28 protein-coding genes are annotated in these 26,816 nt (G+C 68.3%); 15 read left to right on the top strand and 13 right to left on the bottom strand.

Features of this window, described 5'->3' with window-relative positions; all coding sequences use genetic code 11:
• Nucleotides 1-7: 7 nt before the first annotated feature.
• On the top strand, nucleotides 8-472 hold the full coding sequence (locus AC1ROY_RS02400) for a YybH family protein (protein WP_493146780.1): 465 nt from the start codon (nucleotides 8-10) through the stop codon (nucleotides 470-472).
• A 31-nt stretch (nucleotides 473-503) separates the two neighbouring features.
• On the opposite strand, the gene AC1ROY_RS02395 is transcribed toward AC1ROY_RS02400, so the two are convergent.
• The gene (locus tag AC1ROY_RS02395; RefSeq protein ID WP_493146778.1) at nucleotides 504-845 is read right to left on the bottom strand and encodes a hypothetical protein; all 342 of its coding nucleotides are present in this window, start codon (nucleotides 843-845) and stop codon (nucleotides 504-506) included.
• 269 nt (nucleotides 846-1,114) lie between these two features.
• On the opposite strand from AC1ROY_RS02395, the gene typA reads away from it, so the two are divergent.
• The 4 genes from typA (at nucleotide 1,115) to AC1ROY_RS02375 (ending at nucleotide 5,188) form a co-directional block, all read left to right on the top strand.
• Nucleotides 1,115-2,959 (top strand): translational GTPase TypA, encoded by a 1,845-nt coding sequence (gene typA / locus AC1ROY_RS02390; protein WP_493146776.1) that lies wholly within the window; start codon nucleotides 1,115-1,117, stop codon nucleotides 2,957-2,959.
• A 197-nt stretch (nucleotides 2,960-3,156) separates the two neighbouring features.
• On the top strand, nucleotides 3,157-3,372 hold the full coding sequence (locus AC1ROY_RS02385; protein WP_493146775.1) for a hypothetical protein: 216 nt from the start codon (nucleotides 3,157-3,159) through the stop codon (nucleotides 3,370-3,372).
• Nucleotides 3,373-3,617: 245 nt separating this feature from the next.
• Nucleotides 3,618-4,289 (top strand): nucleoside/nucleotide kinase family protein, encoded by a 672-nt coding sequence (locus AC1ROY_RS02380; RefSeq protein WP_493146772.1) that lies wholly within the window; start codon nucleotides 3,618-3,620, stop codon nucleotides 4,287-4,289.
• A gap of 104 nt (nucleotides 4,290-4,393) precedes the next feature.
• Complete coding sequence (locus tag AC1ROY_RS02375; RefSeq protein WP_493146770.1) at nucleotides 4,394-5,188, top strand: deaminase; 795 nt, start codon at nucleotides 4,394-4,396, stop codon at nucleotides 5,186-5,188.
• Between the two features lie 248 nt (nucleotides 5,189-5,436).
• On the opposite strand, the gene AC1ROY_RS02370 is transcribed toward AC1ROY_RS02375, so the two are convergent.
• From AC1ROY_RS02370 to AC1ROY_RS02360, 3 genes are read right to left on the bottom strand one after another with little or no spacing between them, the layout of a single operon-like run.
• Nucleotides 5,437-6,654: a TolC family protein gene (locus tag AC1ROY_RS02370; RefSeq protein ID WP_493146768.1), complete on the bottom strand. Its 1,218-nt coding sequence runs from the start codon at nucleotides 6,652-6,654 to the stop codon at nucleotides 5,437-5,439.
• 5 nt (nucleotides 6,655-6,659) lie between these two features.
• Entirely contained in the window at nucleotides 6,660-9,788 is a 3,129-nt protein-coding gene (locus AC1ROY_RS02365; protein WP_493146766.1) for an efflux RND transporter permease subunit, read from the bottom strand.
• Nucleotides 9,789-9,792: 4 nt separating this feature from the next.
• Nucleotides 9,793-10,911: an efflux RND transporter periplasmic adaptor subunit gene (locus AC1ROY_RS02360; protein WP_493146764.1), complete on the bottom strand. Its 1,119-nt coding sequence runs from the start codon at nucleotides 10,909-10,911 to the stop codon at nucleotides 9,793-9,795.
• A 197-nt stretch (nucleotides 10,912-11,108) separates the two neighbouring features.
• Between AC1ROY_RS02360 and AC1ROY_RS02355 the strand changes: the two genes are divergently transcribed.
• Genes AC1ROY_RS02355 through AC1ROY_RS02345 form a run of 3 tightly spaced genes read left to right on the top strand, consistent with a single transcriptional unit; the run spans nucleotide 11,109 to nucleotide 14,052 of the window.
• A complete protein-coding gene (locus AC1ROY_RS02355) occupies nucleotides 11,109-11,852 on the top strand; it encodes an SDR family NAD(P)-dependent oxidoreductase (RefSeq protein ID WP_493146762.1) in 744 nt (247 codons plus the stop codon).
• On the top strand, nucleotides 11,849-13,204 hold the full coding sequence (locus AC1ROY_RS02350) for a cytochrome P450 (protein WP_493146760.1): 1,356 nt from the start codon (nucleotides 11,849-11,851) through the stop codon (nucleotides 13,202-13,204). Before AC1ROY_RS02355 ends, AC1ROY_RS02350 begins: the two co-directional genes overlap by 4 nt.
• On the top strand, nucleotides 13,201-14,052 hold the full coding sequence (locus AC1ROY_RS02345) for a lysophospholipid acyltransferase family protein (protein ID WP_493146758.1): 852 nt from the start codon (nucleotides 13,201-13,203) through the stop codon (nucleotides 14,050-14,052). The genes AC1ROY_RS02350 and AC1ROY_RS02345 overlap by 4 nt, the downstream gene beginning before the upstream one ends.
• Before the next feature lie 15 nt (nucleotides 14,053-14,067).
• Here AC1ROY_RS02345 and AC1ROY_RS02340 read toward each other — a convergent pair whose 3' ends face one another.
• Nucleotides 14,068-15,351 (bottom strand): N-acetylmuramoyl-L-alanine amidase, encoded by a 1,284-nt coding sequence (locus AC1ROY_RS02340; protein WP_493146757.1) that lies wholly within the window; start codon nucleotides 15,349-15,351, stop codon nucleotides 14,068-14,070.
• 230 nt (nucleotides 15,352-15,581) lie between these two features.
• On the opposite strand from AC1ROY_RS02340, the gene AC1ROY_RS02335 reads away from it, so the two are divergent.
• On the top strand, nucleotides 15,582-16,856 hold the full coding sequence (locus AC1ROY_RS02335; protein ID WP_493146755.1) for a DUF6765 family protein: 1,275 nt from the start codon (nucleotides 15,582-15,584) through the stop codon (nucleotides 16,854-16,856).
• Nucleotides 16,857-16,943: 87 nt separating this feature from the next.
• Here AC1ROY_RS02335 and AC1ROY_RS02330 read toward each other — a convergent pair whose 3' ends face one another.
• Together AC1ROY_RS02330 and AC1ROY_RS02325 are read right to left on the bottom strand one after the other, a co-directional pair.
• Nucleotides 16,944-17,843 carry an NAD(P)-dependent oxidoreductase gene (locus AC1ROY_RS02330; protein ID WP_493147438.1) on the bottom strand — a complete coding sequence of 300 codons (900 nt, stop codon included), beginning with the start codon at nucleotides 17,841-17,843 and terminating at the stop codon, nucleotides 16,944-16,946.
• Nucleotides 17,843-18,286: a carboxymuconolactone decarboxylase family protein gene (locus tag AC1ROY_RS02325; RefSeq protein WP_493146753.1), complete on the bottom strand. Its 444-nt coding sequence runs from the start codon at nucleotides 18,284-18,286 to the stop codon at nucleotides 17,843-17,845. The genes AC1ROY_RS02330 and AC1ROY_RS02325 overlap by 1 nt, the downstream gene beginning before the upstream one ends.
• Before the next feature lie 117 nt (nucleotides 18,287-18,403).
• Between AC1ROY_RS02325 and AC1ROY_RS02320 the strand changes: the two genes are divergently transcribed.
• From AC1ROY_RS02320 to AC1ROY_RS02310, 3 genes are read left to right on the top strand one after another with little or no spacing between them, the layout of a single operon-like run.
• Entirely contained in the window at nucleotides 18,404-19,285 is an 882-nt protein-coding gene (locus AC1ROY_RS02320; protein WP_493146751.1) for an alpha/beta fold hydrolase, read from the top strand.
• Between the two features lie 58 nt (nucleotides 19,286-19,343).
• Nucleotides 19,344-19,631, top strand: coding sequence for a BrnT family toxin (locus tag AC1ROY_RS02315; protein WP_493146749.1), 288 nt, complete (start codon nucleotides 19,344-19,346; stop codon nucleotides 19,629-19,631).
• Nucleotides 19,612-19,899, top strand: a complete 288-nt coding sequence (locus tag AC1ROY_RS02310) for a BrnA antitoxin family protein (protein WP_493146747.1) — start codon at nucleotides 19,612-19,614, stop codon at nucleotides 19,897-19,899. The genes AC1ROY_RS02315 and AC1ROY_RS02310 overlap by 20 nt, the downstream gene beginning before the upstream one ends.
• Before the next feature lie 19 nt (nucleotides 19,900-19,918).
• On the opposite strand, the gene AC1ROY_RS02305 is transcribed toward AC1ROY_RS02310, so the two are convergent.
• Genes AC1ROY_RS02305 through AC1ROY_RS02295 form a run of 3 tightly spaced genes read right to left on the bottom strand, consistent with a single transcriptional unit; the run spans nucleotide 19,919 to nucleotide 23,528 of the window.
• Nucleotides 19,919-21,352, bottom strand: coding sequence for an amidase (locus AC1ROY_RS02305; protein WP_493146746.1), 1,434 nt, complete (start codon nucleotides 21,350-21,352; stop codon nucleotides 19,919-19,921).
• A 21-nt stretch (nucleotides 21,353-21,373) separates the two neighbouring features.
• Nucleotides 21,374-21,952 carry a DUF2585 domain-containing protein gene (locus tag AC1ROY_RS02300; protein WP_493146744.1) on the bottom strand — a complete coding sequence of 193 codons (579 nt, stop codon included), beginning with the start codon at nucleotides 21,950-21,952 and terminating at the stop codon, nucleotides 21,374-21,376.
• 34 nt (nucleotides 21,953-21,986) lie between these two features.
• Entirely contained in the window at nucleotides 21,987-23,528 is a 1,542-nt protein-coding gene (locus AC1ROY_RS02295; RefSeq protein ID WP_493146742.1) for an acetolactate synthase large subunit, read from the bottom strand.
• A 108-nt stretch (nucleotides 23,529-23,636) separates the two neighbouring features.
• Between AC1ROY_RS02295 and AC1ROY_RS02290 the strand changes: the two genes are divergently transcribed.
• From AC1ROY_RS02290 to AC1ROY_RS02280, 3 genes are read left to right on the top strand one after another with little or no spacing between them, the layout of a single operon-like run.
• Nucleotides 23,637-24,098: a hypothetical protein gene (locus tag AC1ROY_RS02290; protein ID WP_493146741.1), complete on the top strand. Its 462-nt coding sequence runs from the start codon at nucleotides 23,637-23,639 to the stop codon at nucleotides 24,096-24,098.
• The gene (gene mobA / locus AC1ROY_RS02285) at nucleotides 24,095-24,688 is read left to right on the top strand and encodes a molybdenum cofactor guanylyltransferase MobA (protein ID WP_493146740.1); all 594 of its coding nucleotides are present in this window, start codon (nucleotides 24,095-24,097) and stop codon (nucleotides 24,686-24,688) included. Before AC1ROY_RS02290 ends, mobA begins: the two co-directional genes overlap by 4 nt.
• Nucleotides 24,681-24,875, top strand: a complete 195-nt coding sequence (locus tag AC1ROY_RS02280; RefSeq protein WP_493146738.1) for a hypothetical protein — start codon at nucleotides 24,681-24,683, stop codon at nucleotides 24,873-24,875. Before mobA ends, AC1ROY_RS02280 begins: the two co-directional genes overlap by 8 nt.
• Before the next feature lie 54 nt (nucleotides 24,876-24,929).
• On the opposite strand, the gene ccmI is transcribed toward AC1ROY_RS02280, so the two are convergent.
• The 3 genes from ccmI to AC1ROY_RS02265 are packed head-to-tail and all read right to left on the bottom strand — an operon-like array spanning nucleotide 24,930 to nucleotide 26,772.
• Complete coding sequence (gene ccmI, locus AC1ROY_RS02275) at nucleotides 24,930-25,721, bottom strand: c-type cytochrome biogenesis protein CcmI (protein WP_493146736.1); 792 nt, start codon at nucleotides 25,719-25,721, stop codon at nucleotides 24,930-24,932.
• On the bottom strand, nucleotides 25,718-26,227 hold the full coding sequence (locus AC1ROY_RS02270; RefSeq protein WP_493146735.1) for a cytochrome c-type biogenesis protein: 510 nt from the start codon (nucleotides 26,225-26,227) through the stop codon (nucleotides 25,718-25,720). Before AC1ROY_RS02270 ends, ccmI begins: the two co-directional genes overlap by 4 nt.
• Nucleotides 26,227-26,772 (bottom strand): DsbE family thiol:disulfide interchange protein, encoded by a 546-nt coding sequence (locus AC1ROY_RS02265; RefSeq protein WP_493146733.1) that lies wholly within the window; start codon nucleotides 26,770-26,772, stop codon nucleotides 26,227-26,229. The genes AC1ROY_RS02270 and AC1ROY_RS02265 overlap by 1 nt, the downstream gene beginning before the upstream one ends.
• Between the last annotated feature and the right edge of the window lie 44 nt (nucleotides 26,773-26,816).

Raw genomic sequence — 26,816 nt, 5'->3', positions numbered from 1 at the left:
GGCCCCGATGACCCCTGACCTTCCCGACGCGCCGCCCGCCATCCGCGACGCGATCCTCGACTGGCTCGACCGCTTCTCCGCCACGGTGCGCGAGGTGGACTACCGCAGCGCCTATCCCTTCTGGCACCCGCGCATCATTGCCTTCGGCACGGTGCAGGCGCTGGTCGAGGGGCTGGAGCCCTGGCGCGACCAGCAATGGGAGAGCGTCTGGCCGAAGACCAGCGACTTCCGCTTCCCCCGGGACGCCTCGCGCGTGCTGGCCAGCCCGGACGGGAAGATGGCGGTGGCGATCGCGCCCTTCACCTCGACCGGCTATGCGCCCGATGGCGCGCCCTTCGACCGCCCCGGCCGCGCGACGCTGATCCTGGTGCCCGGCGGCGCCGAGGGCTGGCTCGGCGTGCACAGCCACATGTCGCTGAAGCGCGGGGTTCCCGCGGACAGCCACGGGAGCCGGCCCGTAAAGGCGCGCTGAGGGAAGCCCGGAGCCCCCGGCCGGCCGCGCGCTACCGGCAGATCAGCCGGGTGTTCTCCGTGATGCGGGTTCCGTCGACGACGGAGGGGCCGTTGGCCAGGACGTATTCGCGGAAGGTCCGGCTGTTCAGGGTCTGGGTGGCGTAGATTTCGCGGTTGGGCTGCGCGTTGACCATCTGGAACCGGACGTCGAACCGGATCGGCTGCATGGACGAGTTCGCGATCCGCGCCACGTAGTTCCAGGTTCCGCCCGACCCGGGCCGCGTCTGCGCGAACTGCACCGCGAGCCGGTCCGGCCCCAGGCAGGACTGCTGCGCCTGTGCCGTCGACACGAGGCCGAGCGCCATCATCACGACAAGTATATGCTTTAGCATGATGTTTGTCCCCCAACGCGGCGCGGATATGCCTGGGTGACATGACAACTGCAACGCGAGATTTTGTCACGTCCGTCGCATTTTCCGTGATCCGGCATGCGACGATGAGACGCGCGCATGGGAGGCCCGCATGACGTGACGTCGCATTGTCGCTGGCAATTTTGTTGCGGGCCCCCTATGTGTGCGCCGCAGCAACACCATCACGACCGATCAACGCCGCCCGGGCACCTTCGCGCGCGGGCCATAACCACGCCCGGAAGCCCGACCCCATGTCCATGCGTAACCTCGCGATCATCGCGCACGTCGACCACGGCAAGACCACGCTCGTCGACCAGCTCCTCCGTCAGTCCGGCACCTTCCGCGAGAACCAGCAGGTCGCGGAACGGGCCATGGACAGCAATGCCCTGGAGCGCGAGCGCGGCATCACCATCCTCGCCAAGTGCACCGCGGTGGACTGGCACGGCGTGAAGCTCAACATCGTCGACACCCCCGGCCACGCCGATTTCGGCGGCGAGGTGGAGCGCATCCTCTCGATGGTGGACGGCGCCGTCCTCCTGGTCGATGCGGCCGAGGGCGTGCTGCCGCAGACCAAGTTCGTGCTCGGCAAGGCGCTGGCCCGCGGCATCCGCCCCATCGTCGTGGTGAACAAGGTGGACCGCCAGGACGCCCGCCCGCACGAGGTGCATGACGAGGTGTTCGACCTCTTCGCCAATCTCGGTGCCACCGACGACCAGCTCGACTTCCCCATGCTCTTCGCCTCCGGCCGCCAGGGCTGGGCCGACGAGGTCATGGACGGCCCGCGCCAGAACCTCGATGCGATGTTCGACCTCATCGTCCGCCACGTGCCGGAGCCGACGGTCGACCAGGACGCGCCCTTCGCGATGAACGCGTCGATCCTGGAATACGACAACTTCCTGGGCCGCATCCTGACGGGCCGCATCGAGCAGGGCACCGCCCGCCTCAACATGCCGGTCAAGGTGCTGCGCGCCGACGGCACGACGGTCGAGACCGGCCGCCTCACCAAGCTCCTCACCTTCCGCGGGCTGGAGCGGGTGCCGGTGGACGAGGTCCACGCGGGCGACATCATCGCCATCGCCGGCCTCTCCGACACGACCATCCCGGACACGATCTGCGCGCCCGAGCAGCCGATCCCGCTGCCGGCCATCCCGGTCGATCCGCCGACGCTCGCCATGACCTTCCGCGTCAATGACGGCCCGCTCGGCGGCCGCGAGGGCAAGAAGGTCACCTCGCGCCAGATCCGCGACCGCCTGATGCGGGAGACCGAGGGCAACGTCGCCATCCGTGTCCGCGAGAGCGAGGAGAGCGACGCCTTCGAGGTCGCCGGCCGCGGCGAGCTCCAGCTCGGCGTGCTCATCGAGACCATGCGCCGCGAGGGCTTCGAGCTCACCATCGGCCGCCCCCGCGTGCTGATGCGAGAGAACCCCGAGACCGGCGCCCGCGAGGAGCCCTTCGAGGAGGTGCTGGTGGACGTGGACGATGCCTATACCGGCGTCGTCGTCGAGAAGATGTCCATCCGCAAGGCGCAGATGCAGGACATGCGGCCTTCGGGCGGCGGCAAGACGCGCATCACCTTCATCATGCCGTCGCGCGGCCTGATCGGCTACCACTCCGAGTTCCTGACGGACACGCGCGGCACCGGCATCATGAACCGCCTGTTCCACGGCTACGCGGCCTATGCGGGCACGATCGAGGGCCGCCGCAACGGCTCGCTGATCTCCAACGTGGACGGCGAGACGACGCAGTACGCGCTCTTCGCGCTGCAGGAGCGCGGCACGCTCTTCGTGGATCCGGGCGCGAAGGTCTATGAGGGCCTGATCATCGGCGAGAACTCCCGTGGCGACGACATGGAAGTGAACCCGGTGAAGGAGAAGAAGCTCACCAACATCCGCGCCGCCGGCAAGGATGACGCGCTGCTGCTGATCCCGCCGCGGCGCATGAGCCTCGAGCAGGCGATCGCCTATATCGAGGACGACGAGCTGGTGGAGGTGACGCCGGGCGCGGTGCGCCTGCGCAAGCGCCACCTGGACCCGCATGAGCGGAAGCGCGCGAGCCGCAAGGCGGACGGGCTGCCGGTCAAGGGCGAGGCGGCTTAGGCCACGCAGGGGGCTCTGCCCCCTGACCCCCGCCAGGGCTTTTGGCCCTGGACCCCGCTGACTGCGAGCGGCAACGCCGCTCGGTGCGATGCACAAAGTTACAAACTGCCCTGTTTCCGCGGCAATCCAGCCCGGAACCCGCCCTGACCCGGGCCCAACCTCCCCTCGATCGCAAATTCCTGCGCGGGAGGTTCCAAATGTCGAAATTCTTCATCGCCGCTGCTCTGGGTCTGGGCCTGCTCTCTGCGGGCACCGCGGCCCACGCCGCCACCGCGCTTCGCGTCGACACCCATGCGGGCGTCACGCCGGTGCACTACCAGGGCGGCTACCGGCCACACTACGCGCCGCCGCCGCGCCATTATGGCTGGCATGCGCCGCAGCACCGGCCGTATCGCCGGTACGGCTGGCGCTGATATCGTTCGATCGTATTTGCCGGGGTGAAAGCTTCCTCCGGCGGAGGGCCACTGGACACGCCGAAAGGCCCCCCGATGAGAGGGCTGGCCGGCTTTACAGCCCTCTTGAGCGGCGAAGGTCCATTCATGCCACTGTATAAAATAAACGGAGAGAATGCGTAAAATTACAGGATGAGTTTAAAAGTCGTAGCGGCTCGCTATCCAGCCGATCTAGTTTGCCTCGGATTGGTGGACTGGGAGGCAAAATGAGTGTCGCCGTTTTTGTGCCGGTAACGAATGAGGCATCGGAAGAACGACCTCTCGTTCAATTAGCAGACCGTCATACTGATGAGCTCGTTATAGCCTTTGTCGGCCCTGTCGGATCCGGCGTGACTAAGGCTGCACAAATAATATGCGAAATAATGGAGATAGAATACAAATATTCAATTAATTTTATTAAAATTAGCGACATAATTCGAGAAGCAGGAGAAGTTGCTAAATTAATAATCCCAATGCAAGGGGCGGAATTGCATGAGCGTATTTCAGGATTACAAAAAGCCGGAAATGATCTTCGGCGAACTTTTTCAAATACGTATTTGGCGGATAAGGCCGTAGAACGTATTGCTGTGGATCGTAAAATTAACGAAGGATATGTTTCTGTTGGAGAAAATGAGCAATCATTACCAATAAATCGACGTCGGATACATGTTATTGATTCTCTTAAGCATCCGGATGAGGTCAGTTTGTTGCGCGAGGTTTATGGAGATACATTTTGGCTCATCGGAGTTTTTGCTCCACAAAGTATACGTGAGGCTAGATTGAGGAGGCAGGGGCACTCTATTGGCTTTTTAAGTAAAACTATCGAGGATGATGAATGGGATGGTTTAGATCACGGTCAAAAAGTCCGAGACACAGCGCATCAAGCCGATTTTTTGTGAGAAATGATAGAGATAATGATGTTGGGTTAAGGTCGACATTAAGTAGATTTTTAAATGTTTTATTTGATATAGGCGTTAACACCCCTTTGCGCGACGAAGCTGCTATGGATAAGGCCTATACGCAGGCGGCAACCTCTGGCTGCATGTCTCGCCAAGTCGGGGCAGCGATATATAACAAAGACGGAGAATTAATCGGAATTGGCTCTAACGATGTTCCGAAAAATGCAGGCGGCTTATATCACAGTGATGATGGTGTTAATGATCATCGATGCTTTAAATGGTTGAATGGTGTTTGTCATAATGACGATCGAAAGAAAAAATTATATATCGCAATATTTAAGGAATTGGAATCAGCCAATCTTTTAAAAGAAAAAACAACGCAACAAAAGGTCGAATCGGCGATAAAAAGAACTGATGTAAAGAATCTTATCGAATACTCTAGAGCCGTGCATGCCGAAATGGAAGCAATTCTGTCGGTAGCTCGTAGTGGCAAGTCTGGAATTGTTGGATCGACATTATATTCAACCACATTTCCATGTCATGGGTGCGCTAGGCATGCCGTGGCCAGTGGTATCGAAAGAGTCGTATATATAGAGCCATACGCCAAAAGTTTAGCCCTAGATTTACATGGAGATTCAGTGTCAGTTGTAGAGGCGGATCAAGGAAATAAGGTTATTTTCCTTCAATATGAGGGGGTGGCACCAAAGAACATCATCAGACTATTCAAACACGGCCGAAATCGCAAGATTGATGGCAAAGTGATCACATCGCCCAAAGATAGAGCAATTCCAGTTTTTCCTGCCCCGCTGGATGGCTTCAGCGTCCGCGAGAAACTCATTCTCGACAAGGTCAAGACGAACGAGCAAAAGGTGCAATCGAGTTCAAGGGCTGGAGGTTGAGATGTCGAAACGCGAACAACGGGTTCGTCAGCCGTCCTTCCTACTCCCCATGGCAGGCAGCCTAGCGCCAAATTCACCGTCTGCGAGCATCGCTCGGCCCGGCCAGGGCCTTGCCTATCAATCCAGCGGTGGACAAGCTGGAAAGGCCTGCTTCCAGGAAGCCCGGGATGCGCTGATCGAGGAACTCGCTCGATCGGGCATCCATAGCGCCTTGCGAAAAACCACATAGCTTTCCGCGCGTGCTGAAACTACGGCACCACGCCCATCGCCTGGTTCACCCGCGACCGCGCACGGCTCGCCTCGATACCCGCGCGTCCTTCGTCGTTCGCCGCCTCCAGCCGGAGCTGCCGCACGCGGTAGAGATCGAAGGTCCCCGTCTCGCCGCTGCGGAAGGCGCGCAGCGCGATCCCCTCCTGCTCGTTGGCCACCGCCAGCCGCTGCCGCGCGAGCCGCAGCGCCTGCTCCGACGCCGCCAGCTGCGCGCGCGCCCGCGCCACCTCCGCCTCCACCAGCCGCCGCGACTGCGCCAGCAGCGCCACCGCCCGCGTGACTTCGCTCTGCGCCTCGGCACGGCGCGGCGCGTTGCGTGCCTCGGTCGCCAGGGGCAGGCGGAAGCGCAGGCCGATGCTCGTCGAATCCGTGGTGCCGAGCCCGTTCTCCTGCCGCAGGAAGGTGCCGAGCTCGGGATTGTCGCGCGGCGTCGCGGCCACCAGGCGCTGGCGCGATTCCGCGTGCGCGACGGCCGCCTCGGCGGCGCGCAGCGCAGGGTGCGATCCACGCGCGCGGATCGTCTCCACCGGCAGGTTCGGCTCCAGCCCGCCGGTCATCACGCGATAGGCCTCCACGGCCAGGGACGCGGCCGATTCCGCCTGGGCGAGGCTCAGCTCCGCGCCCAGCGTCTCGTTGCGCGCCAGCAGCGCCTCGGTGGGCGGGATGTCGCCGAGCTCGGCGCGGCGCGTGACGTCGCGCGCGATCTCGCGCGCGGTGCCGAGCCGGTCGCGCGCGAGCTGCACGGCGCGCCGCGCCTCGGCGGCGTCCCACCAGGCCTCGCGCAGCAGCCCCGCGACCTCCAGACGGCGCAGCAGGATGCGCTGGTCGAACTCGGCGACCGCATGCTCCACCGTGCCGCGCAGAGCGCCGCGCTGGCCGGGCAGCCACATGGGCGCGGAAAAATCCATCTCCATTTCGCGCTGCTCGCGCGGGCCGCGCGTGTCGGACCGGAAGGAGCCGCTGATCGAGGGCGGACCCGCGATCACCGACTGCGCGGTGATGCCCCGCGCGCCGGCGGCCATCCGCTGCGCTTCCAGCGCTCGCATGCTGGCGTCGATCGCCAGCGCGGCCTCCAGGTGCCGCGAAAGGGAGCCGTTCTGCGCCGCGACGGCTGGCGCACGGCTCCGCGGCGCGGCGTTCTGGGCAGAGGCGCAGACCGGCAGCAGCAAGGCTGCGCCCAGCATCAGGATCTTCATCGGTGTCACTCCGCCGGGGCGTGCTGGATTTCGGGCGTCTTGGCCGGTTTCGGCCTGGGCAGGGCGAAGCGTTCGTAGAGGATCGGCAGCAGCACCAGCGTCAGCACCGTCGCCGTCACCAGCCCGCCGATGACGACGATGGCGAGCGGCTTCTGGATCTCGCTGCCCGGCCCCGTCGCGAAGAGGAAGGGCACCAGCGCCAGCGCCGCGATCGAGGCCGTCAGCGTCACCGGCGTCATGCGCCGCCGCGCGCCCTCGCGCACGGCGTCGTGCAGGCTCAGCCCCTCCTCCGCGACGAGACGGTTGATGTAGCTGATGAGCACCACGCCGTTCAGCACGGCGATGCCGATGAGCGTGAGGAAGCCCACCGAGGCCGGCACCGAGACGAACTCGCCCGAGGCCCAGAGCGCGATCATCCCGCCGATCAGCGCGAAGGGCACGTTGCAGAAGACCAGCGTCGCCTGCCGCACCGAGCCGAAGGTGAGGAACAAAAGCAGGAAGATCGCCGCCAGCGCGATCGGCACCACGATGGAGAGCGTCGCCATCGCGCGCTGCTGGTTCTCGAACTGCCCGCCCCAGACGAGGCGGTAGCCCGGCGGCATCTGCACGCGCTGCTGCACCGCGGCCTGGGCCTCGGCGACGAAGCCGCCGATGTCGCGGCCGCGCACGTTGGTCAGCACGGTGGCGAAGCGCTCCGCCTGCTCGCGGATCACCTGCACGGGGCCCGCTTCCTCGCGGATGTCGGCCACCTGGCTCAGCAGCACGGTGCCGCCGCCCGGCAGCGCGATCTGCACGCGCGAGAGGCCGCTGGCCGAGGCGCGCAGCCCGTCCTCGCCGCGCAGCAGCACGGGGATGCGGCGATCGCCCTCCAGCACCACGCCGACGTTGCGTCCGTCCACCCAGACGCGCAGCGCGTCCTGCACGTCGCTGGCGTTGAGGCCGACGCGGCCGGCCGCGAGGCGGTCGATCTCGACGGTCAGGTAGGCCATGCCGCCGTTGCGCAGCGCGAAGACGTCGGAGCTGCCGCGGATCTCGCGCACGGCGGCCGCGATGTCGCGACCGATGCGGTTCAGCTCCTCGAGGTCCGGGCCGATGACCTTGATCACCACGTCGCCGCGCGAGCCGATGATCATCTCCTGCACACGCATGTCGATCGGCTGGTTGAAGGCGAAGCTGATGCCGGGGACGTTCTCCATCACCTGGCGGATCGCATCCATGACGGCCGGCATGCCGCCTTCCTGCATCTCCGGCCGCCATTCCTCCACCGGCGCGAAGGTGAGGTACATGTCGCTCTCGTTGAGGCCGACGGGGTCGATGCCCAGCTCGTCCGCGCCGGCGCGGCCCATGATGCCGCGGACCTCCGGCACCGCGGCCATGATCTCGCGCTGCATGCGCAGGTCCATGTCGGCCGCTGCCTCGATGCCGATGGTCGGGTGCTTGCGCAGCGTGATGACCGGCGTGCCCTCGTCCATGACGGGGATGAAGATGCTGCCCACCTGCGAGAAGGCGAGGAGCGCCAGCACAAGACCGGTGACCGCGGAGCCGCCGATGAGGAAGGGCCGCCGCATCGCCCATTCCAGGAAGGGATCGTAGAAGGCGTGCATCCTGCGCACGAGCCAGGGCTCGCGCGCATGGCCGCTGCGCAGCAGGAAGACGCACAGGACCGGCACGATGGTCAGCGACAGCACCAGCGCCGCCAGCAGTGCGAAGGTGATGGTCAGCGCCACCGGCCCGAAGAGCCGCCCTTCCAGCCCCTGCAGCGAGAGCAGCGGCACGAAGACGGCGACGATGATGACGACGCCCGAGACCAGCGGAATCATCACCTCGCGCGTGGATTCGCCGACGAGGTTGAGGCGCTGCTTCAGCGTGAGCTCGCCATGCTGCTCGCCCATGCGATGCGCCGTGTTCTCCACGACGACGACCGCGCAGTCGACCAGCAGGCCGATGGCGATGGCCAGCCCGCCCAGCGACATGATATTCGCGGAGAGCCCGTAGGCCGACATGATGCCGAAGGTCGCCAGCACCGCGAGCGGCAGGCTCAGCGAGACCACCAGCGCGGCGCGCCAGTTGCCGAGGAAGAGCAGCAGCAGCACGACCACCAGCGCGATCGCCTCCAGCAGCACCTTCTGCACGGTCCAGACGGCCTTTCCGATGAGGTCCGCACGGTCGTAGAAGACGACGAGGCGCACGCCCTCGGGCAATTGCCGCTCGATGTCCGGGAAGCGCGCGCGGGCACCCTCCACCACGTCGCGCGCGTTCACGCCGCGCAGGCCGAGCAGGATGCCCCAGACCGCCTCGCCCTCGCCGTCGCGCGTCACCACGCCGTTGCGGGGCAGGGCGCCGAAGCGCACGTCGGCGACGTCGGCGACGCGCACCACGCCGGTCGGGCGTGCCGCGAGCACGATGGCACGCACGTCTTCCAGGCTGCGGATGCGGCCCTCGGCGCGGACCAGCAGCGCCTCCTCGCCGTCGCGCACGCGACCGGCGCCGTCGTTGCGGTTGTTGCGCTCCAGCGCCTCGCGCAGCATGGCGGTGGTGATGCCGCGCGAGGCCATGGCGGACGGGCTCGGCACGACCTCGTAGGTGCGCACGAAGCCGCCCAGCACGTTCACGTCGGCGACGCCCGGCACGGAGCGCAGGATGGGGCGCACCACCCAGTCCATCAGCGTGCGCGCATCGGTGGGCGTGATGTTGTCGCCCTCGATGGTGAACATCAGCATTTCCGCGAGCGGCGTGACGATGGGCGCCAGGCCGCCCGACACGCCATCCGGCAGGTCGTCCATCGCCTGCTGCAGGCGTTCGTTCACCTGCGCGCGGGCCCAGAAGATGTCGGTGCCCTGGGCGAATTCGAAGGTCATCAACGTGACCGAGAATCGCGTGGTGGAGCGCATGAAGACGAGGTTGGGGATGCCCCGCATCATCTGCTCGATGGGGTTGGTGACGCGCTGCTCCAGCTCCTCGGGCGCGAGGCCCGGCGCGCGCAGCGAGACCAGCACCTGCGTCGGCGAGACGTCGGGGAAGGCATCGATGGGCAGCTGCTGGTAGGAGCGAAAGCCCCAGACGGCCAGGCCCACGGCGAAGATCATCACCAGCAGCCGCTGCCGCAGCGCCGTTCCGACGAGACGTGCCAGCATGCCCTTAGCTCTCGTCGCCGTCGGAGAGCTCGCCGAGCAGGGCCAGGATTCCCCGCGTCGCGATCTGATCGGTCGCGGCGAGCTCGCCGCGAAGGGAGGTGAACTGCGCGGTCTCGTTCAACACCGTGACCGGGCGCGCGCGGAAGCCGTCGGGAATCCGGATGAAGACCCAGCTCCGCTCGCGATGCCGCACCACGCTGCCGGCCGGCACGCGGAACTGCCCGCCGCCGTTCCGGCGCAGCGTCATCGCCACCGTGACCGCCTGGCCCGGGCGCAGCATGTCGGTGCCCTGGGTCATCTCGGCCACCGCCACAACGCTCTGCGTGCCCGCATCGACCGAGCGGCCGATGCGCAGCACCGTGCCCTCGGCACCTTGGGCGGGCACGAGCACGCGGGATCCCGGCTCCATCGCCGGCACGCGCGAGATCGGCACCTGCGCATTGATCCAGAGCACGCTCAGGTCGCCGATGGTGATCAGCGGCGCGGCCTGCGCCACGCGCTCGCCGGCCGTCGCGCCGCGCGTGAGCACGACGCCGTCCACCGGGCTCCGCACGGACAGCGAGGGCTGGATGCGGCGGGTGTGGCGCAGCTCGACCACCTCCTCGTCGCTGAGGCCGAAGAGGGTGAGGAGCTGCACGCGCTCGTCCAGCGCCGCGGCGGCGGCGACGGCCTCGGCGCGCGTGGTGATGAGGCGCCGCTCGGCGATCACGCGCTCGCGGTGCAGCTGCTCGTCGCGGCGCAGCTTCTCCGCGGCGAGGTCATGCGCCGTCACGGCCTGGAGGAAGAGGCGCTGCGCCTCCACCAGCTCGGTGCTGCGGAGCTGCGCGATCACCTGGCCGTGCCGCACGAACTCGTCGGGCGAGACGGTGAGCGTCTCCAGCAGCCCCGCTGCCGGCGCGGCGATGACGCGGAGCTGCTGGGGCGGAACCACCACCACGCCCGGCAGCGCGATCTCGGCGGGGCCGCTCTCCGGCTCGGGGTTGCCCAGCTCGAAGGCGCCGCTGCGCAGCTGCCGCTCGTCCAGCCGGATGAGCACGTCGGATGTGCCGGGCTGCGCGAAGGCAGGCATCGCCAGGGCAAGCAACAGGGGCGCGCAGAAACGGCGCGCGATGGCCAACGGCATCACGATCTCCAAAGCTGACTGTCCCTGTCTCCCCCCGGCGAGCCACGGCCCGGCGCCTGTGGCGCTCTATGCCGATGAACATTAACTATAGGTAATCTATCGGACATTTCAAGCCACCGACTGAATTGGCATAGGTGGGGGAGGCTTTACCCGCGCTGAATGGTAGCTTGCGCGAAACTGAATGGAGCGCGTTCTGCATGATCATCCTCGTCACGGGTGCAACGGCGGGATTCGGCCGCACGATCGCGAAGCGTTTCGCGGCAGACGGGGCGAGGATCATCGCCGCAGGACGGCGGGAGGAGCGGCTCGCGGAGCTGCGCGCGGAGCTCGGCGAATCGGTGTTGCCGCTGGCGCTCGACGTGCGGGACCGCGAGGCGGTGACGAAAGCGATCGAAGCGCTTCCCGCCGGATGGTCGGAAATTGACGTCTGCGTGAACAATGCGGGACTCGCGCTCGGTCTCGCCGGCGCGCAGGAGGCGAGCCTCGACGACTGGGACCGCATGGTCGACACCAACATCAAGGGGCTGATGTACGTCACCCGCGCGGTGCTGCCCGGCATGGTCGCGCGCAACCGCGGCCATGTGATCAACATCGGCTCGACGGCCGGCGAGTTCCCCTATCCCGGCGGCAATGTCTACGGCGCGAGCAAGGCCTTCGTCCGCCATTTCAGCCTGAACCTGCGCGCCGACCTCTGGGGCACGAAGGTGCGCGTGACGGACATCGAGCCCGGCCTCGTCGGCGGCACGGAGTTCAGCAACGTGCGCTTCGGCGACGACGCCAAGGCCGCCGGCGTCTATGCCGGCGCCGACCCGCTGCTGCCCGACGACATCGCCGAGGCGGTGCACTGGGTCGCGACGCTGCCGGCGCGCGTGAACATCAACACGCTGCAGATGATGCCCGTCGGGCAAGCCTTCGGCCCGCTGCGGGTGCACAAGGAATGATGGACCACGCCCCCTACACGCCGCCGCATCCGCAACGCTTCCAGGGCCGCCTTCCGATCACCGAGCTGCTGGCGCGCGCGCGCCGCAGCCTGCTGGAGATCTGGAGCGAGGGCTCCTACCGCACTGAGGTCATCAACACGAAGATCCTCACGCAGCGGCTGATCCTCTTCAACATGCCGGACGCGATCCAGCAGGTCTTCGTCAATTCGGGCACGGTCTTCGAGCGCAAGTCGCCGCAGATGAAGCACGCGCTGGAGGCGCTGCTGGGCGACGGGCTCTTCATCTCCGACGGGCTCGTCTGGAAGGAGCGGCGGCGCGTGGTGCAGCCGGTCACGCATCCCTCGCGCATGTCCGAGCTCACGCCCGTCATGACCGAGGTCGCACAGGAATGGCGCGCGCACTGGGAGGAACGGCCCGACGGCACGCGCTTCGACCTGCTGGCGGAGATGGGGCATTTCACCGCCGAGGTCATCTGCCGCACCATCTTCGGCAGCGCGCTCGGGCGCGACGGCGCGATGCAGGTCGTGCGCTCCTTCGCGAACTACCAGTCGAAGATCGGCAACATGGACCTGGTCTCGCTCTTCGGCCTGCCGGACTTCATCCCCCGCCTGCCCTTCTTCCGCGTCGGCAGCGAGGTGAAGACGATCCACTCCGTGGTGGACGGGCTGATCGCCGACATCCTCGCCGGCCGCGCGGGGCAGAGCTCGCTCATCGCCAGCATGGCGCAGGGCTCGGGCATGAACGCGCGCGCCTTCCGCAACGAGGCCATCACGCTCTTCATGGCGGGGCACGAGACGACGGCGAACACGCTCTCTTGGGCTTGGTTCCTGCTCTCCGAGGCGGATTGGGCGGAGGCGCGCTTCCACGCCGAGATCGATTCCGTGCTCGGCGGCCGCGCGCCCGGCTTCGACGACCTGCCGAACCTGCCCTACACGCGCGCCGTGGTGGAGGAGACGCTGCGCCTCTACCCGCCTGTGCCCATGCTGGTGCGCCGCGCTTCCGAGGATGCTGTCGTGGAGGGCATCGAGGTGCCGAAGGGCGCGGTGGTCGGCGCCTCGCCCTGGCTCGTGCATCGCCACGAGCGGCATTGGGAGGCGCCCAACGAGTTCCGGCCGGAGCGCTTCCTGCCCGGCGCGCCGCCGCCGGCGAAGTACACCTACCTGCCCTTCAGCCTGGGGCCGCGCGTCTGCACGGGGCAGCATTTCGGGCTCTACGAGGCGATGCTGTGCCTGGCCACGCTGGGCCAGCGCTTCCGGCTGCGCGGCATGCCGGGGCAGCGCGCCTATCCCGTCTGCCGGCTGACGCTGCGGCCGGGCGACACGCTGCCGATGGTGCTGGAGCGGCGTGGGTGAAGAAGCGTCTGATCGACGCCTTCGACCGCTTCTCCATCGGCTGGATGCGCCGCGCGCCATGGCCGCTCGCCGAGGCCTATGCGGGGCTGGTGGCGCGCCGGGTGGCGCCGAAGCTCTACACGGCGGCGACGCAGCGCGCGCGCGTGAACTTCGCCCGGCTGCGGCCGGACCTCGAGGTCGAGGCCGCGCTCGCCGAGATGTGGGACAACACGGCGCGCAGCTTTCTCGAGGTGCCGCGCGCGATCCGGCTCTTCGATCAGGGCCGCGTGGAGGTCCTGGGCGCGGAGCACCTGGCGTCGCGCCCGCTGATCGTGGCCGCGCTGCATCTCGGCAACTGGGAGATGGTGGGCCTCGCCATGGTGCGCGCCGGCGCGCCGCCCGTCGCCTTCTACCAGCCGCCGAGCAGCGACTTGCGCACGCGCACCGTGGTGGCCGAGCGCATCAAGGGCGGCGGCCGGCTGCTGCCGCTCGGGCGCGACGCGGCGCGGCCGGCGATGAACGCGCTGCTGCGCGACCGCGACGTGCTGCTGGTCTTCCCCGACGAGCACCAGCATGGCCGCGTCGCGGCGCCGAGCCTGGGCCGCGGGCCGCGCCAGGGCGGCAACATCGAATACGCGGCGCGGCTGGCGCGGGCGACGGGCGCGCCCATCGTGCTGGGCTGGTGCCGGCGCCTGCCAGGCACGCGCTTCCGCGTGGAGTTTCTCCCGCCGCTGGAAGTGCCGCGCACGGCGGACCGCGAGGCCGACGTGCGCGCGGGGACGGCGGCGCTGGACGCGCTCATCGAGCCCATCATCCTCGCCAACCTGCCGCAATGGTTGATGCTGCCGGACTGGAAGCCGGAGGGATAGCACTGCCCGTGGCGGTCATCCCGTCCATTCGACGTTCTGGCCGCGCGTGTCGATATGGAGGAAGCGCCGCGACATATAGGTTCCGATTCCCCCGCGGAATTTGGGATCCGACGCCCGGACCTGCTGCGCCACGCGCCGCCAGATTTCCGGCGTCCCCGCGGCGCAGGTGAAGTCGATGGCGTTGAAGAACAGGTGCCGGCTGTCGTCCTCGCCGTTGATGCAGCTGTTGTAGGCCGGGGACCGGTAGGCCGAGAGGATGCGGATCGGGGCGCCGAGCCGGAGGCGAATCTCGGAGATCATCTGCGCGGTGGCCGCGAGATGGGGCCAGAGCTCCTCCGGCGGCAGCGTGTTGCGGCCCGCGCAGGCGCCGGCCTCGTTCGAGGAGCCGAGCTCCAGGAATTCGTCCGGCTCGAAATGGCTCAGGCCCAGGCCCCGGATGAAGTTCGCGAATTTGGCATGATAGTCGGCATTGCCGGCAGGCGCGGGCGCCAGCGTCAGCACGCCCGGCTCGCCGGACAGGAAGGCTTCCGAGAAGGGCTTCGCCGGGATGGCCACGAACTCGCGCAGATCCGCGGCCGGGACGGCGCCCACCGTGGCCGGCGCGACGTCAAGCTTGAGGAAGCTGGTCTCGGACAGCCCGGCCCCGGCGGCCGCCACGCCGATGGCGTCCTCCAGCTCGGCGGGATTGGCGACAGGCTGGACGGCGCGGCCCGCGAGATAGTCCACGACGCCTTTCGCCAGCGCCTGGCCGATCGCGTCCAGGTAGGCCGTGTCGGCCAGGCGTGCCTCCTCGTCGGCGCGGTCGAGGAAGCTGACCTCCGCAAGGCACCCGGCGGTCGTCGCCAGATGCCGTGAAGGCTTGAGGACGCCCAGCGACTGGGGCTTGAGGCGGGTGGGCGAAAAGGCCTTGTTGCGGTCCTTCAGCCCCGTCGCGGCAAGGACCGCGTCCTGGACGGCCAGGCTCAATCGGCCGGAGGCCACGGAGTGGTTGGTGTGGACGAGCGTTTCGGTGCCCTGGGCGTTGTGCATCTCGGACCCGTTGAAATGCACCGACAGGAAGACCTCGGCTGCCGCGCGCTTCGCGACATCGGCCCTCTCGGCGAGGCCGAGGTTCACATCGGTGTCCCTCGTCAGCGCCACCTTGTGGCCCATGGCGCGCAGACGCCCGGCGGCACGCTGCGAAACCTGGAGGGTCAGCGTCTTTTCCAGCGTTCCGCCCGGCCCGACGGCGTTGTTCCAGCTGGAGTCGCCGGTGTTCTTCGATCCGCCGTGTCCCGGATCGATCACGATCGATGCCATGTTCCGCTCCTCCTTATCCAGATAGTTGGTTTTATATTATTTACAGTATTCAATATAATTAATATATAAATTTACTGCGGGCAATATCAATATCGATATATCCGATGTTTCGGGCGCCGGGATGGATCGATGTGTTGATGTACGCTGCGTTGTCGGCGTTGCGGCTCGCCTCTCGCTGCTTTGTGAAAACCATGATTTGATCGGGTATCCAGCGTCCCGGGGAGGGGATCATGCGTGGCCATGGCGGGCGCCTGCCGGATGCCCTTCGTCATCGTCTGGAGCGCAGCTTCGGCGCCGACCTGTCGGACGTGCGCTTGCATCGCTGCGGCACGGCGCGTCGCGTCGCGGAGGATCTCCGCACGACGGCCTGTGCCGTGGACGGCGCGATCCTGCTGGGCGCGGAAGTCTCCGACGAGATCCTGGCGCATGAGGTCGTGCACCTCCTCCAGGCGCGCCTGTCAGGGACCGCGACGGTCGCCGCCGCGGAGGCCGAGGCGCAGCGTCTCGCCGCCCGCGCGCTCGCCGGCCTGCCCTGCCATGTCGCCGTCCCGGCCGATGGCGCGCTTCCGCTCTGCTGGGAGGAGGCCGGCCACTACTACACGATCTACTACACCGCGCTGGCCTGCGGCCTGCCGAACGACGACGCCATGCGCATCGCCTTCTGGGCGCAGTTCCCCGACGAGGTCTCCGAGCTCGACGCCGTGAAGGCGGGCTTCGACATCCCCCGCGCCGCCGCCGGCCAGGTGGGCGCCTGGGCCTATGAGGACACCGGCATCCGCGACAAGGTCGAGCAGTTCTTCACCGGCCTGAACAACGACATCGTCGGCACCATGGGCCTGCCCATCGGCCACGTCACCTACGTCAAGGCCGAGCCCTACAAGGACCTGCAGGTCAATCTCGACGTGCAGCGGGGGCTCCACTGCCTCACCGGCGCCGACTGGACGCAGGAGACCACGCGCCGGGAATGGGCGAGCGGCAGGGCCGACCTCACCGACGGCTATTTCGAGTTCGGCGTCTCGCTGCACTGCTTCGGCGACAGCTTCGCCCATCGCAACCATGATTCCGGCCGGATGTACCCGACGGTCATCGGCCACGGCATCGAGACGAAGTTCACGCAGATCGCCGGGGACGAGGTGTCGAAGCTCATCCACGCCCATCACACGGACGCGCTGACGCCGGCCCGCCTGCGCGAGTTCAAGGAATACGTGCTGCGGCTCTACGCGCTGATCGCCGCCCGCTTTCCGCAATACCGGGCGCGCTCCGATGCGGGCATGACGGCCTTCACGCTCATCGGCGTCCTCACGGAGCAGCCGGACGCGAATGTCCAGATCGGGCGGATCCGCGCCTCCGCCTCGACCCAGCTGAAGGTCGACATGCATGTCTACCAGCCGGAGACCCAGGAGGACGTCTACTACCTGGAGTTCGGCAACCAGCCCAAGCCGGTGGCGGCCACCTGGCACCATGTGGACCGCGGGCTGAAGCTGGCCCGGCTGTGGAATCCCTGATCGCTCCGGACTGCCGAGAGGGCGATTCGCGGCTTCGGCGATACCGCCTCAGCCGATCGCACTCCGGGATCCGGAGCGATCCGGCGGCTACCGGTTGCCGCCGGTCAGTGTCTGCTGCGCCAGGTGCTCGGAAAGCTTGGCGACGGCCGTGTGATCCTCGCCCTTGCCGAGCATGGAGGCCGCGCTGGCCCACATCTCGCGGCAGAGCGCGGCGAAGGGCGTCGGCACCGCCGCCTCCTTGCCGACCTCCAGCGCGATGGAGAGGTCCTTCACCATCAGGTCGAGCCCGAAGCCGGAATCGAAGCGGCGCGAGAGCACGAACTGCTTGAACTTCTTCTGCGAGGAGTTGGTCATCCCCGTGGAGGCGTTCAGCACGTCCACCATCAGCCCGGGCTCGAGGCCGAACTTCTGGCCGATCAGCAGCGCCTCGATGCCGAGGAGGAAGCCGCCCGCGCTCACCAGGTTGTTCAGCGCCTTCATCGCCTGCCCCGCGCCGATCGGCCCGCAGCGGTGGATGGAGGTGCCCATGGCCTTGAGGTAGGGATCGGCCGCGTCGAGATCGGCATCCGTGCCGCCGGCCATGATGGCGAGCTCGCCCGTCTTCGCGCGCGGCACGCCGCCCGAGACGGGGCAGTCCACCATGCGGATCTTTCGCCCCGACAGCTTCTCCGCGATCTCGCGCGTGCGGGTCGGATTGCCCGAGGTCATGTCGATGAAGAGCGCGCCCTCCGGCAGCGAAGCGGCTACCGCCTCGGCGACGATCGCCACCTCCTTGCTGGTGGGCAGGATGCAGACGAAGGCATCCACGCCCTTCACGGCCTCGGCCGCCGAGGCCGCGGCGTGCCCGCCGACCTCGGACGCGAACTGCGCCGTGCGCTCGGCGGAGATGTCGGTGACCACGACATCGAAGCCGGCCTTGACCAGGTTGGCCGCCATCGGCCAGCCCATGTTGCCGATGCCGGCGAAGGCGACGCGTGCCATGGGGATTACTTCTTCGCCTTCTTCTTCTTCGGCGTCGGCTCGGCCGCGGCGTCCTTGGGCTTCAGCGCGCCCTCGGCCAGCAGCACCTCATGCGCCGCCTTGAAGGCGTCGAGCCCGGCGGGGATGCCGCAATAGGCGGTGGCGTGCAGCAGGGTCGCCTTGATCTCGTCGACCGTGATGCCGTTGTTCAGCGCGCCCTTCACATGCAGCTTGATCTCGGGCGTCTTGCCGAGGGCCGTCAGCATGGCGAGGTTCAGCAGGCTGCGCGTCTTGCGCGGCAGGGTCGGATCGCCCCAGGCCCAGCCCCAGGCGATGGTCGTCGTGGCCCGCTGGAAGGACATCATGAAGTCGTCGGCCTTCGCCATGCTGGCATCGACGTATTCGGCGCCGAGCACGGCGCGGCGGATGGGAAGGCCCTTCTTGAACAGGGCGTCGTCGTCTGCGGGCATCTCTCTCTCCTTATGTCCTTTGCGGATTCGCGCACGCTCGCGCAGGGGCCACGGCCGGTCAATGGGCAGCGGACGGGAAGGGCGCTAGCCTTGCCGGAAATCGACCGGGAGCGGCGCATGTTCTTCGAAGGTTTCACGCTGGAGACGCGGAAAATTGCCGGCCATGCCGTCCGCTTCCGCAAGGGCGGCAGCGGGCCGCCGCTGCTGCTGCTGCACGGCAATCCGCAGACCCATGCCATGTGGCACAGGGTGGCGCCGGAGCTGGCGAAGCGCTTCACCGTGGTCGCCGCCGACATCCGCGGCTACGGCTATTCGGAGAAGCCGCCGGCCACCGCGGACCACATGCCCTACTCGAAGCGCGAGATGGCGAAGGACGTGGTCGGGCTCATGCACGAGCTCGGTTTTCCCCGATTCCAGGTGGTGAGCCACGACCGCGGCGCGCGCCTCGCGCATCGCCTGACGCTGGACCACGCCGAGAGCGTCGAGCGTCTCTGCACCATGGACATCGTGCCGACGCTGCATCACTTCGAGCATGTCGATATGGCCTTCGGGCTCGGCTACTACCATTGGTTCTGGCTGGCGCAGCCGCATCCCGGCCCGGAGACAATCATCGAGCAGGACACGGAGGTCTGGTTCGACATCCACACCTCGCGCGAGCCGAAGGATAAAAGCTTCTTCCATCCCGAGGCGCGGGCGGACTACCTCGCGGCGCTGAAGCTGCCCGGCACGGTGCGCGCCATCTGCGAGGATTATCGGGCTGCCACCAGCATCGACCTGGAGCACGACCGCGCGAGCCGCGCGGCGGGCGAGAAGATCACCTGCCCGCTGCTCGCGCTCTGGGGCGCGAAGGGCAAGATCGGGCAGTGGTACAAGCCGCTGGAGGTCTGGGGGCAGTATGCGAGCGGCCCGGTCAGCGGCCACTCGGTGAACAGCGGCCACTACCTTGCCGAGGAAGCGCCGGGCGAAGTGCTGGCGGCGCTGGAGAAGTTCCTGGGCTGAAACGTGATTCCGCGTTGATTTGTATTTACATTTTTGTAAATATGAGAGGCGGTGATCATTGCCCAGCTTCGCGTGGGATTCGGAGAAGGCCAGGAGCCATCTGAACAAGCATGGCGTGGCGTTCGAGGACGCCGTGCTGGTCTGGTCGGATCCGCTTCACCTGCTTCGCTTCGATCGCATCGAGGGTGATGAGGAGCGATGGCACGCACCCGGGGTGGCTGCGGGCATCGTGCTGCTGCTGGTGGCTCACACCTATCCCGGCGACGATGACGACGCGATCCGGATCGTCAGCGCGCGACACTCTACCAAGGCGGAGCGGAGGGCATATGAAGCTGGCAATTTCTAAGGCTCAACGGGAGCGCCTGGAGCGCCTTGCGGCGATGCCGGACAGCACCATCGACACGACGGACATCCCGGAGGTCCAGGATTGGGCCGGGGCCATCCGTGGCGGCCTCTACAGGCCACGCAAGGAGATCATCACGATCCGGTTGGACGCGGACGTGCTGGCCTATTTCAAGAGCCACGCCGAAGGCGGCAAGGGGTACCAGAGCGAGATCAACCGCGTGCTGCGCCAGCATGTGCAGCGTGCCGCGAAACAGCAAAAGCGAGCCTGAACGCAGCCAGGGCGGAGCATCAACGCACGACCGGATCGCGCGGCTTCTTTCCGTAGGCGCCCAGCACCTCCTCGCACCAGGCGGCGATGCGCAGCAGCGCCGCCTCGCCGCGGGGGCGGCCGAGGATCTGCAGCCCCACCGGCATCCCCGATTCCGTGAAGCCGCAGGGGATGGCGACGATGGGGCAGGCGGTCAGCGTCAGCGTGAAGGTGATCGCGATCCAGTCGATGTAGGAGTCGAAGGCGTGGTTGCCGAGCTGCTCCACGCGGCGCCACTCGGCCGGGAAGGGCGTCGTGATCGCCGATGGGCAGATCAGCGCATCATGCGTCGCGAGGAAATCGATCAGCCGGTGGAACATGCCGACGCGGCCGAGCTCGCCCTTCGCGTATTCGGTCATGGGGAGCGCGGCGGCGCGCTCCACGCTGGAGTGGATCTCCGGGATCACGCGGTCGCCATGCTGCGCGGCCATCGCGCCGAAGCCGGCGAGGTGGTTCACGCCGCGGATTGCGTGAAACACGTCGCGGCCCATGGAGAGGTCGGGCGTGTCGGTGTCGATGCCCGCGCCCGCCATGGCCAGCTTGTCGATCGCCGCCCGCACGACGGCGGCCACCGCCGGGTCCACCGGCGTCACGCCGAGATCCATCGAGAAGCCGACGCGCTCCGGCCTCTTCGGCGTCGCGGCCGCATCGCCGAAGGTGCCCGGCGGGGCGGAGGGCAGGCTGAGCGGATCGGTCCAGACCTCGCCGCTCATCGCGTCCAGCAGCATCCCGCAATCGCCGACGGTGCGGGCGATCGGCCCCAGCACCGGCAGCATCGAGAAGGCCATGCCGCGCCGCGCCCGCGGCACGCGTCCGGGCGAGGGCCGGATGCCGACCACGGAGCAGAAGGCCGAGGGCAGCCGGATCGAGCCGCCGAGGTCGGAGCCCAGCGCGCCCCAGGCCTCGCCTGTCGCGACCGAGGCCGCCGCGCCACCGGAGGAGCCGCCCACCGTCAGCCGCGTGTCGAAGGGATTCCGGGTCGGGCCGAAGAGCGCGTTGATGGTGCTCGCGTTGAAGCCGAATTCCGGCGAGTTGGATTTTCCCAGAGGGATGCCGTCATTGCCCTCGAGCAGCTCCACGACGGGCGCGGAGGTCTCGGAGACATAGTTTTCGAAGAGCAGCGAGCCGCCATTGGTGTGGCGCACGCCCGCGACCTCGTCGAGATCCTTGATCGTGATGGGCAGGCCGGCGAGCCAGTTCGGATCGCCTGCCCGCGCGCCCGTTCCGGCGATGGCCTTCGCTTGTTCCTGCGCACGGTCCAGGCAGAGGATGGGCAGCGCATTCACCGCAGGCTCTACCTCGGCGATGCGGCCGGCCGCGGCCTCCACCAGCTCGGCGGGTGAAACCTTTTTCGCACGCAGCAGCGCCACGGCTTCGCGCGCGGTGAGGTCGATGAGGGAACGATCGTAAGCCATGATTTCAGCCTGCCTTCATCCTTACGCGCCGCCCTGCCACGCCTTCACGCTCTCCAGCGGCCAGAGCAGCATCAGCACGTTGAGGGTGAGGTTGTCGCGGATCACCCAGCCCACGCCGATCTCGAAGACCAGCACCATCGCCACCGTTGCCCAGACCGGCAGCCTTGAGGCGAGGAGGAAGCCGAGCCACATCGCCAGGATGTCGCTCACCGAATTGATCACGCTGTCGCCGAAATAATCCAGCGCGATGGTCGCCTCGCGGTAGCGGTTGATCACCATGTTGGTGTTCTCGGTGATCTCCCACGCCGCCTCGACCAGCGTGGCCATCGCCAACCGTGGCAGCAGCCCCACGCGCGGAAACATCAGATGCAGCGCCCCATAGAAGAGCACGCCGTGGATGATGTGCGAGGGCGTGTACCAATCGGTGAGGTGCTGCGAGTTCTCGGAGCTGTTCACCACCCCGTGCCACAGCTTCACGCTGCCGCAGGTGCAGATGGGCACGCGGCCCATCCAGAGCAGGATGGCCGCCGTGACGGCGACCATCCCTATCAGGATCGCGACCCAGAGGCCTTTGGGAAGGCGATTCAGCGCTTCGGCCAAGATGGCCTCCGCGGATCGCGTTCCGGCGAGATCCTCAGATCAGGAACTCGATCAGGAAGGGCGCATCCTGCGCGAGGCTCTGCGACACGAGGTCCGCCAGCTCCTCCAGCGTCGACGCCGTCGCGGCGCCCACGCCCATGCCGTTCGCCAGCTGCACCCAGTTGATATCGGGGTTGCCGAGGTCGAGCATCTGCATGGCCGTCGGGCCCGGATTGGCGCCGACATTCTGGTACTCGCCGATCAGGATCTGGTACTTGCGGTTGGACAGCACGATCGTGGTGATCGGCAGCTTCTCCCGCGCCTGCGTCCACAGCGCCTGCACCGTGTACATGCCCGAGCCGTCCGCCTGCAGCGAGATCACGCGCCGCCCGCCGCCGCCGATGGCGGCACCTGTCGCGACCGGGAAGCCGTAGCCGATGGCGCCGCCGCGGTTCTGCAGCCAGTCGTGCTTCGGCGCGCAATGCGTCAGCGGCGAGAGGCCGCGGCCGTAGGTGACGGACTCGTCGACGATGATCGACTCCTCCGGCATCAGCGCCGCGATCACCCGCGCCAGGCCCTCGGGCGAGGGCGCGCCGCGCGGCAGCTCGGGCTTCGGGCCGTTGCCCGGCATCTCGACCTTCGGCGCGCCGAGCTCCTCGGCCAGCGCGGTGAGCGCGACCACGGCGTCCTGTTCCTGCCGCGTCAGCACGGTGATCTCGGCCTTCGGCGGATAGTGGATCGACGGGTAGTTCGGATAGCCGAAGAAGCCGACCGGCGCCTTGGAGCCGACCAGGATCAGCTGCTCGTAGTCCTTCAGCCGCGCGATCGCGGCATCCGGCGGATAGGGCACGCGATCGAGCTGCATGCGGCCCTGGCCACGTGCGATCTTGGCGTTGGAGGTCTCGGCCAGGATATGCGCGCCGGTGTGCGCGATGATGCGCTGCGCCTGGAGCTGCGCCGCCTCGGTCAGCGCCGTCGGGCCGCCGAGCAGGATCAGCACGTTCTTCTTCTCGCGCAGCACCTTCGCGGCGTTGCGGATGGCATGCGCCTCGGCCTGCGGCACGGCGGGCACGGGCAGCGCCTCGGCGACCACGCCGTCGTCGTCCCAGCAGGTGTCGGACGGGCAGATCAGCGTCGCCACCTGGCCCGGCGAGGTCTTCGCGGCCTGCACGGCGACGGCCACGTCCTGACCCACCTCGCTCGCCTTGGCCGCGGTGCGCACCCAGGCCGAGACGCCGCGCGCGAAGCCCTCGGTGTCGGCCGTCAGCGGCGCGTCGAGCGGGCGGTGATAGGTCGCCTGGTCGCCCACGCAGTTCACGATGCCCGAATGCGCGCGCCGTGCATCGTGCAGCCCGGCGAGACCGTTGGCGAGGCCCGGGCCGCAATGCAACAGCGTCACGGCGGGCTTGCCCTTGATGCGCCAGTAGCCGTCGGCGGCGCCGGTCACGACGTTCTCCTGCAGGCCGAGCACGCAGCGCATCCCGGGCACGCGGTCGAGCGCTGCGACGAAGTGCATCTCGCTGGTGCCGGGATTCGCGAAGCAGACATCGACGCCGCTCTTCAGCAGGCTATGCACCAGACTTTCCGCACCGTTCACGCGTAACACTCCCTGCTGGGCGGGGGCTTGCGGCCCTCCGTGATTGTCCTATGGACGCCGCGCGCAGCCTGGGCCGAAGATGCCGAATCGGCAAGACGGGGGAAAGCCATGGCGCAGTCGCTGCAGCGCAAGATAGTGCTCTACGGCTTCATCGCCGGCGTGCTCGGCATGGCGGCCTTCCACCAGGGCACGCTGCACATCATGCACCACCACGCCGCGAAGATTCCCGTCACGCTCGACATCTTCGGAACCTTCCCCAGCGCCTACAACTTCGCGCGGACCGGCCCCTTCGGCATGCCCTGGCTCGCCTTCCTGCTGATCCAGGGCGGGCTCTGGGGCATCGTGATCGGCGCGCTGCTGCGCGCGACCGACTTCCCCGACCTGCCCTTCGGCTTCGTCTTCGGCGCGGTGGCGATCACGGCGGTCGAGCTGCTCGTGATCCCGGCGCTGCTGGGCCGCCCGCCGATCACGAGCCCCAACACCCAGCTTCTGGCACGCATGGCCCTGCTGAACGGTGCGCTGGGCTACGGGACGGTGTTCTTCCTGCGGCCCTTCGCCGTGCGCGGGTGAGCCCGCCGCCGACCTTCGGTGTCATCCTGGCCGGAGGGATGTCGCGGCGCATGGGCGGCGGCGACAAGCCGCTGCGCAGGCTCGGCGGGCGGCCGATGCTGGAGCACGTCATCGCGCGCCTCGCGCCGCAATGCGCGGGGCTCGCGATCAACGCGAATGGCGATCCCGCGCGCTTCGCGTCCTTCGGCCTGCCGGTCTGGCCGGACACGGTGCCGGGAAGCCCCGGGCCGCTGGCGGGCATCCTCGCCGCGATGGAATCCTCGCCGCTGCCCTGGGTGGTGACGGTCACGGGCGACGCGCCCTTCCTCCCGCCCGACCTCGTGGAGCGGCTGCATGGCGCGGGGGCGTCGCTGGCCTGCGCGGCCTCGGGCGGGCGGGCGCATCCGCCGGTCGGGCTCTGGCCGCGGCGGCTGGCGGGCGAGCTGCGCGAGGCGATCCTGGACGGCGAGCGGCGGGTCGGCGCCTGGGCTGCGAGGCACGAGGTCGCGACGGTGGAGTGGGAGGGCGATCCCTTCTTCAACGTGAACACGCCGGAGGAGCTGGAGGAGGCCGAGATGATCCTGCGGCGTGGAGGATCGGCGCATGCGTAGGGCGTCCCGGATCTGCCTCGTCCTCGCCGTGCTGCTCGCGGGCTTCGCGTGGTGGGGCCTCCACACGCCGGGCGGCAGCCGGACCTTCGACGAGATGGACGGGATGATCCCCTTCGCGGCCGGGGTGCTGGGCGCGCTCCTGGCCATCTGCGGGATCATCACCTGGGGATTTTCACGCCGCCGCTAGACCAGGGCGCATGATTCAGACCTGCGGCACCTTCGTGCCTTCGGCCATCACGCTTTACGGCAATCCATCCAGGCTCTGCTGCACGGCCGCGCGCCAGGGCGCATCTGCCGGCGCCTCGTCGAGCAGCGCGCGCCAGGTGGCACGCGCCTCCTCTGGCCGCCCCGCCCGCGCCAGCGTGAGGCCCCTGAGGAAGCGCAGCCGCGGATCGGGCTGCGCCGCGATCCCGCGATCGATCCAGGCCAGGGCGCTCTCCGTCTCGCCGCGCTCGATCTCCAGCTCCACGAAGCGGATCGCGAGGCCGAGGTCGAAGCGGGCGTCCAGCGCGCGGCGATAGGCGGCGGAGGCCTCGGCGAGCCGCCCGCGCGTGCGCTCCGCATTGCCGAGCAGGATGAAGCCCTGCCGCCCGGTTTCCGTCGAAGGGTCGGCGTTGCGCAGGCGCTCGCGGAGCTGGGTGATGATGGCGTCGTCGGCCGCGTCCGCCTGGCGGCGCTCGGTCAGCGTGGCCGAGGGCATGCCGGGAAAGCCGCGATCGAGATAGAGGATCACGCCGGCCACGGGGATCAGCATCAGCGCGGCCAGCAGCAGCGGCGAGGCGGCGGCCGCGGAGGCCGGCGCGTCGGCGGTGGGCGCGGCGAGCAGGCGGCGCTGCACCTCCAGCGTCGCCGCCCTGTGCGACGCTTCGTCGAGCCGTCCTTCCGCGCGCTGCGCATCGAGCTCGGCGAGCTGCGCGTGGAACAGCGCGAGGTCGGCCTCGCTGCGGCTGCGCGCGCGCGGCGGGCGCAGCGCGGCCCAGGCGAGCGGCGAGAGAATGAGCGCGGCCGCGAGGCCCAGGACGAGCCAGGTCACGCGCGCGGTTCGCCCGTGGGCTGGGCGTCCGATCGCTTCGGCGGAAGGGCGCCGAGGCGATCGGACGCCAGGCGCTCGGCGAGGCGCGCGCGCTCGGCCTCGGTGAGCTCGGCGGCCGGCGCGGGCTGCCGCCGGCGCAGCCGCCAGACGGCGACGAGCCCGCCGAGCAGCGCCAGCGCGGGCGTGGCCCAGAGCAGCAGCGTGGCGAGCCGGACGGGCGGGCGCAGCAGCACGAAGTCGCCGTAGCGGTCGTGCACGAAGCGGATCACCTCGTCATCCGAGGCGCCGCGCGCGACCTGCTCGCGCACGATGCGGCGGAGGTCGCGCGCGAGGTCGGCCTCGCTGTCCTCGATGGACTGGCTCTGGCAGACGAGGCAGCGCAGCTCGCGCCCGATGTCGCGCGCGCGGGCCTCGGCGGCCGGGTCGGGCAGGCGGTCCACGGGCTGCGCCATGGCGGGCAGCGCCGCCGCCAGCAGCAGCGCGGCGAGAACGGACGCCCGCGCCATCAGGCGCTCTCGAGCGAGCGCAGCAGCGGCAGGATGCTTTCCGTCATCACCTCGGGCGTGACGGGGCCGGCCCAGCGCCAGCGGATGACGCCGTGGCGGTCGAGGATATAGCTCTCGGGCACGCCGTAGACGCCCCAGTCGATGGCGATGCGGCCGGGCGCATCCACGCCGAGCCGCGCGAAGGGATTGCCATGGCGCGTCAGGAAGGTGCGCGCATCGGCCTCGCGGTCCTTGTAGTTGATGCCGAGGATGGGCACGCCCCGGCGCTGCAGCGCCATGAGCTGGGGATGCTCGACGATGCAGGGCACGCACCAGCTGGCCCAGAAGTTCACGATGACGGGCTTGCGGAAGAGCCGCAGGTCCGGCGAGGAGAGCGGCGGCAGGTCCACGCCGTCGAGGCCGGGGAGCGAGAATTCCGGCGGGTTCCTGCCGATGAGCGCGGAGGGCACGCCGCGCGGGTTGAAGCTGCCGTCGCCGAGGCCGCGCAGCATGGCCCAGAAGCCCAAGCCGGCCACGCCGGCCACGGCGAGCGGCGCATAGAGCATCAGCTTCCGGCGCGAGGAACTCTTGCGCGCCTGATTCGGACCTC

Source organism: Roseococcus sp. GW821-FHT12F05 (assembly GCF_058806835.1).
Note: the sequence above shows the minus strand (reverse complement) of the source record. Positions and strands in the feature narration are given on the sequence as shown.

Excerpts from the sequence above, each read along its gene's own strand:
- AC1ROY_RS02400 (WP_493146780.1), top strand. The coding sequence starts at position 8 with ATGACCCCTGACCTTCCCGACGCGCCGCCCGCCATCCGCGACGCGATC.
- AC1ROY_RS02395 (WP_493146778.1), bottom strand. The coding sequence starts at position 845 with ATGCTAAAGCATATACTTGTCGTGATGATGGCGCTCGGCCTCGTGTCG.
- typA (WP_493146776.1), top strand. The coding sequence starts at position 1,115 with ATGTCCATGCGTAACCTCGCGATCATCGCGCACGTCGACCACGGCAAG.
- AC1ROY_RS02385 (WP_493146775.1), top strand. The coding sequence starts at position 3,157 with ATGTCGAAATTCTTCATCGCCGCTGCTCTGGGTCTGGGCCTGCTCTCT.
- AC1ROY_RS02380 (WP_493146772.1), top strand. The coding sequence starts at position 3,618 with ATGAGTGTCGCCGTTTTTGTGCCGGTAACGAATGAGGCATCGGAAGAA.
- AC1ROY_RS02375 (WP_493146770.1), top strand. The coding sequence starts at position 4,394 with ATGGATAAGGCCTATACGCAGGCGGCAACCTCTGGCTGCATGTCTCGC.
- AC1ROY_RS02370 (WP_493146768.1), bottom strand. The coding sequence starts at position 6,654 with ATGAAGATCCTGATGCTGGGCGCAGCCTTGCTGCTGCCGGTCTGCGCC.
- AC1ROY_RS02365 (WP_493146766.1), bottom strand. The coding sequence starts at position 9,788 with ATGCTGGCACGTCTCGTCGGAACGGCGCTGCGGCAGCGGCTGCTGGTG.
- AC1ROY_RS02360 (WP_493146764.1), bottom strand. The coding sequence starts at position 10,911 with ATGCCGTTGGCCATCGCGCGCCGTTTCTGCGCGCCCCTGTTGCTTGCC.
- AC1ROY_RS02355 (WP_493146762.1), top strand. The coding sequence starts at position 11,109 with ATGATCATCCTCGTCACGGGTGCAACGGCGGGATTCGGCCGCACGATC.
- AC1ROY_RS02350 (WP_493146760.1), top strand. The coding sequence starts at position 11,849 with ATGATGGACCACGCCCCCTACACGCCGCCGCATCCGCAACGCTTCCAG.
- AC1ROY_RS02340 (WP_493146757.1), bottom strand. The coding sequence starts at position 15,351 with ATGGCATCGATCGTGATCGATCCGGGACACGGCGGATCGAAGAACACC.
- AC1ROY_RS02335 (WP_493146755.1), top strand. The coding sequence starts at position 15,582 with ATGCGTGGCCATGGCGGGCGCCTGCCGGATGCCCTTCGTCATCGTCTG.
- AC1ROY_RS02325 (WP_493146753.1), bottom strand. The coding sequence starts at position 18,286 with ATGCCCGCAGACGACGACGCCCTGTTCAAGAAGGGCCTTCCCATCCGC.
- AC1ROY_RS02320 (WP_493146751.1), top strand. The coding sequence starts at position 18,404 with ATGTTCTTCGAAGGTTTCACGCTGGAGACGCGGAAAATTGCCGGCCAT.
- AC1ROY_RS02310 (WP_493146747.1), top strand. The coding sequence starts at position 19,612 with ATGAAGCTGGCAATTTCTAAGGCTCAACGGGAGCGCCTGGAGCGCCTT.
- AC1ROY_RS02305 (WP_493146746.1), bottom strand. The coding sequence starts at position 21,352 with ATGGCTTACGATCGTTCCCTCATCGACCTCACCGCGCGCGAAGCCGTG.
- AC1ROY_RS02290 (WP_493146741.1), top strand. The coding sequence starts at position 23,637 with ATGGCGCAGTCGCTGCAGCGCAAGATAGTGCTCTACGGCTTCATCGCC.
- AC1ROY_RS02280 (WP_493146738.1), top strand. The coding sequence starts at position 24,681 with ATGCGTAGGGCGTCCCGGATCTGCCTCGTCCTCGCCGTGCTGCTCGCG.
- AC1ROY_RS02270 (WP_493146735.1), bottom strand. The coding sequence starts at position 26,227 with ATGGCGCGGGCGTCCGTTCTCGCCGCGCTGCTGCTGGCGGCGGCGCTG.
- AC1ROY_RS02265 (WP_493146733.1), bottom strand. The coding sequence starts at position 26,772 with ATGCTCTATGCGCCGCTCGCCGTGGCCGGCGTGGCCGGCTTGGGCTTC.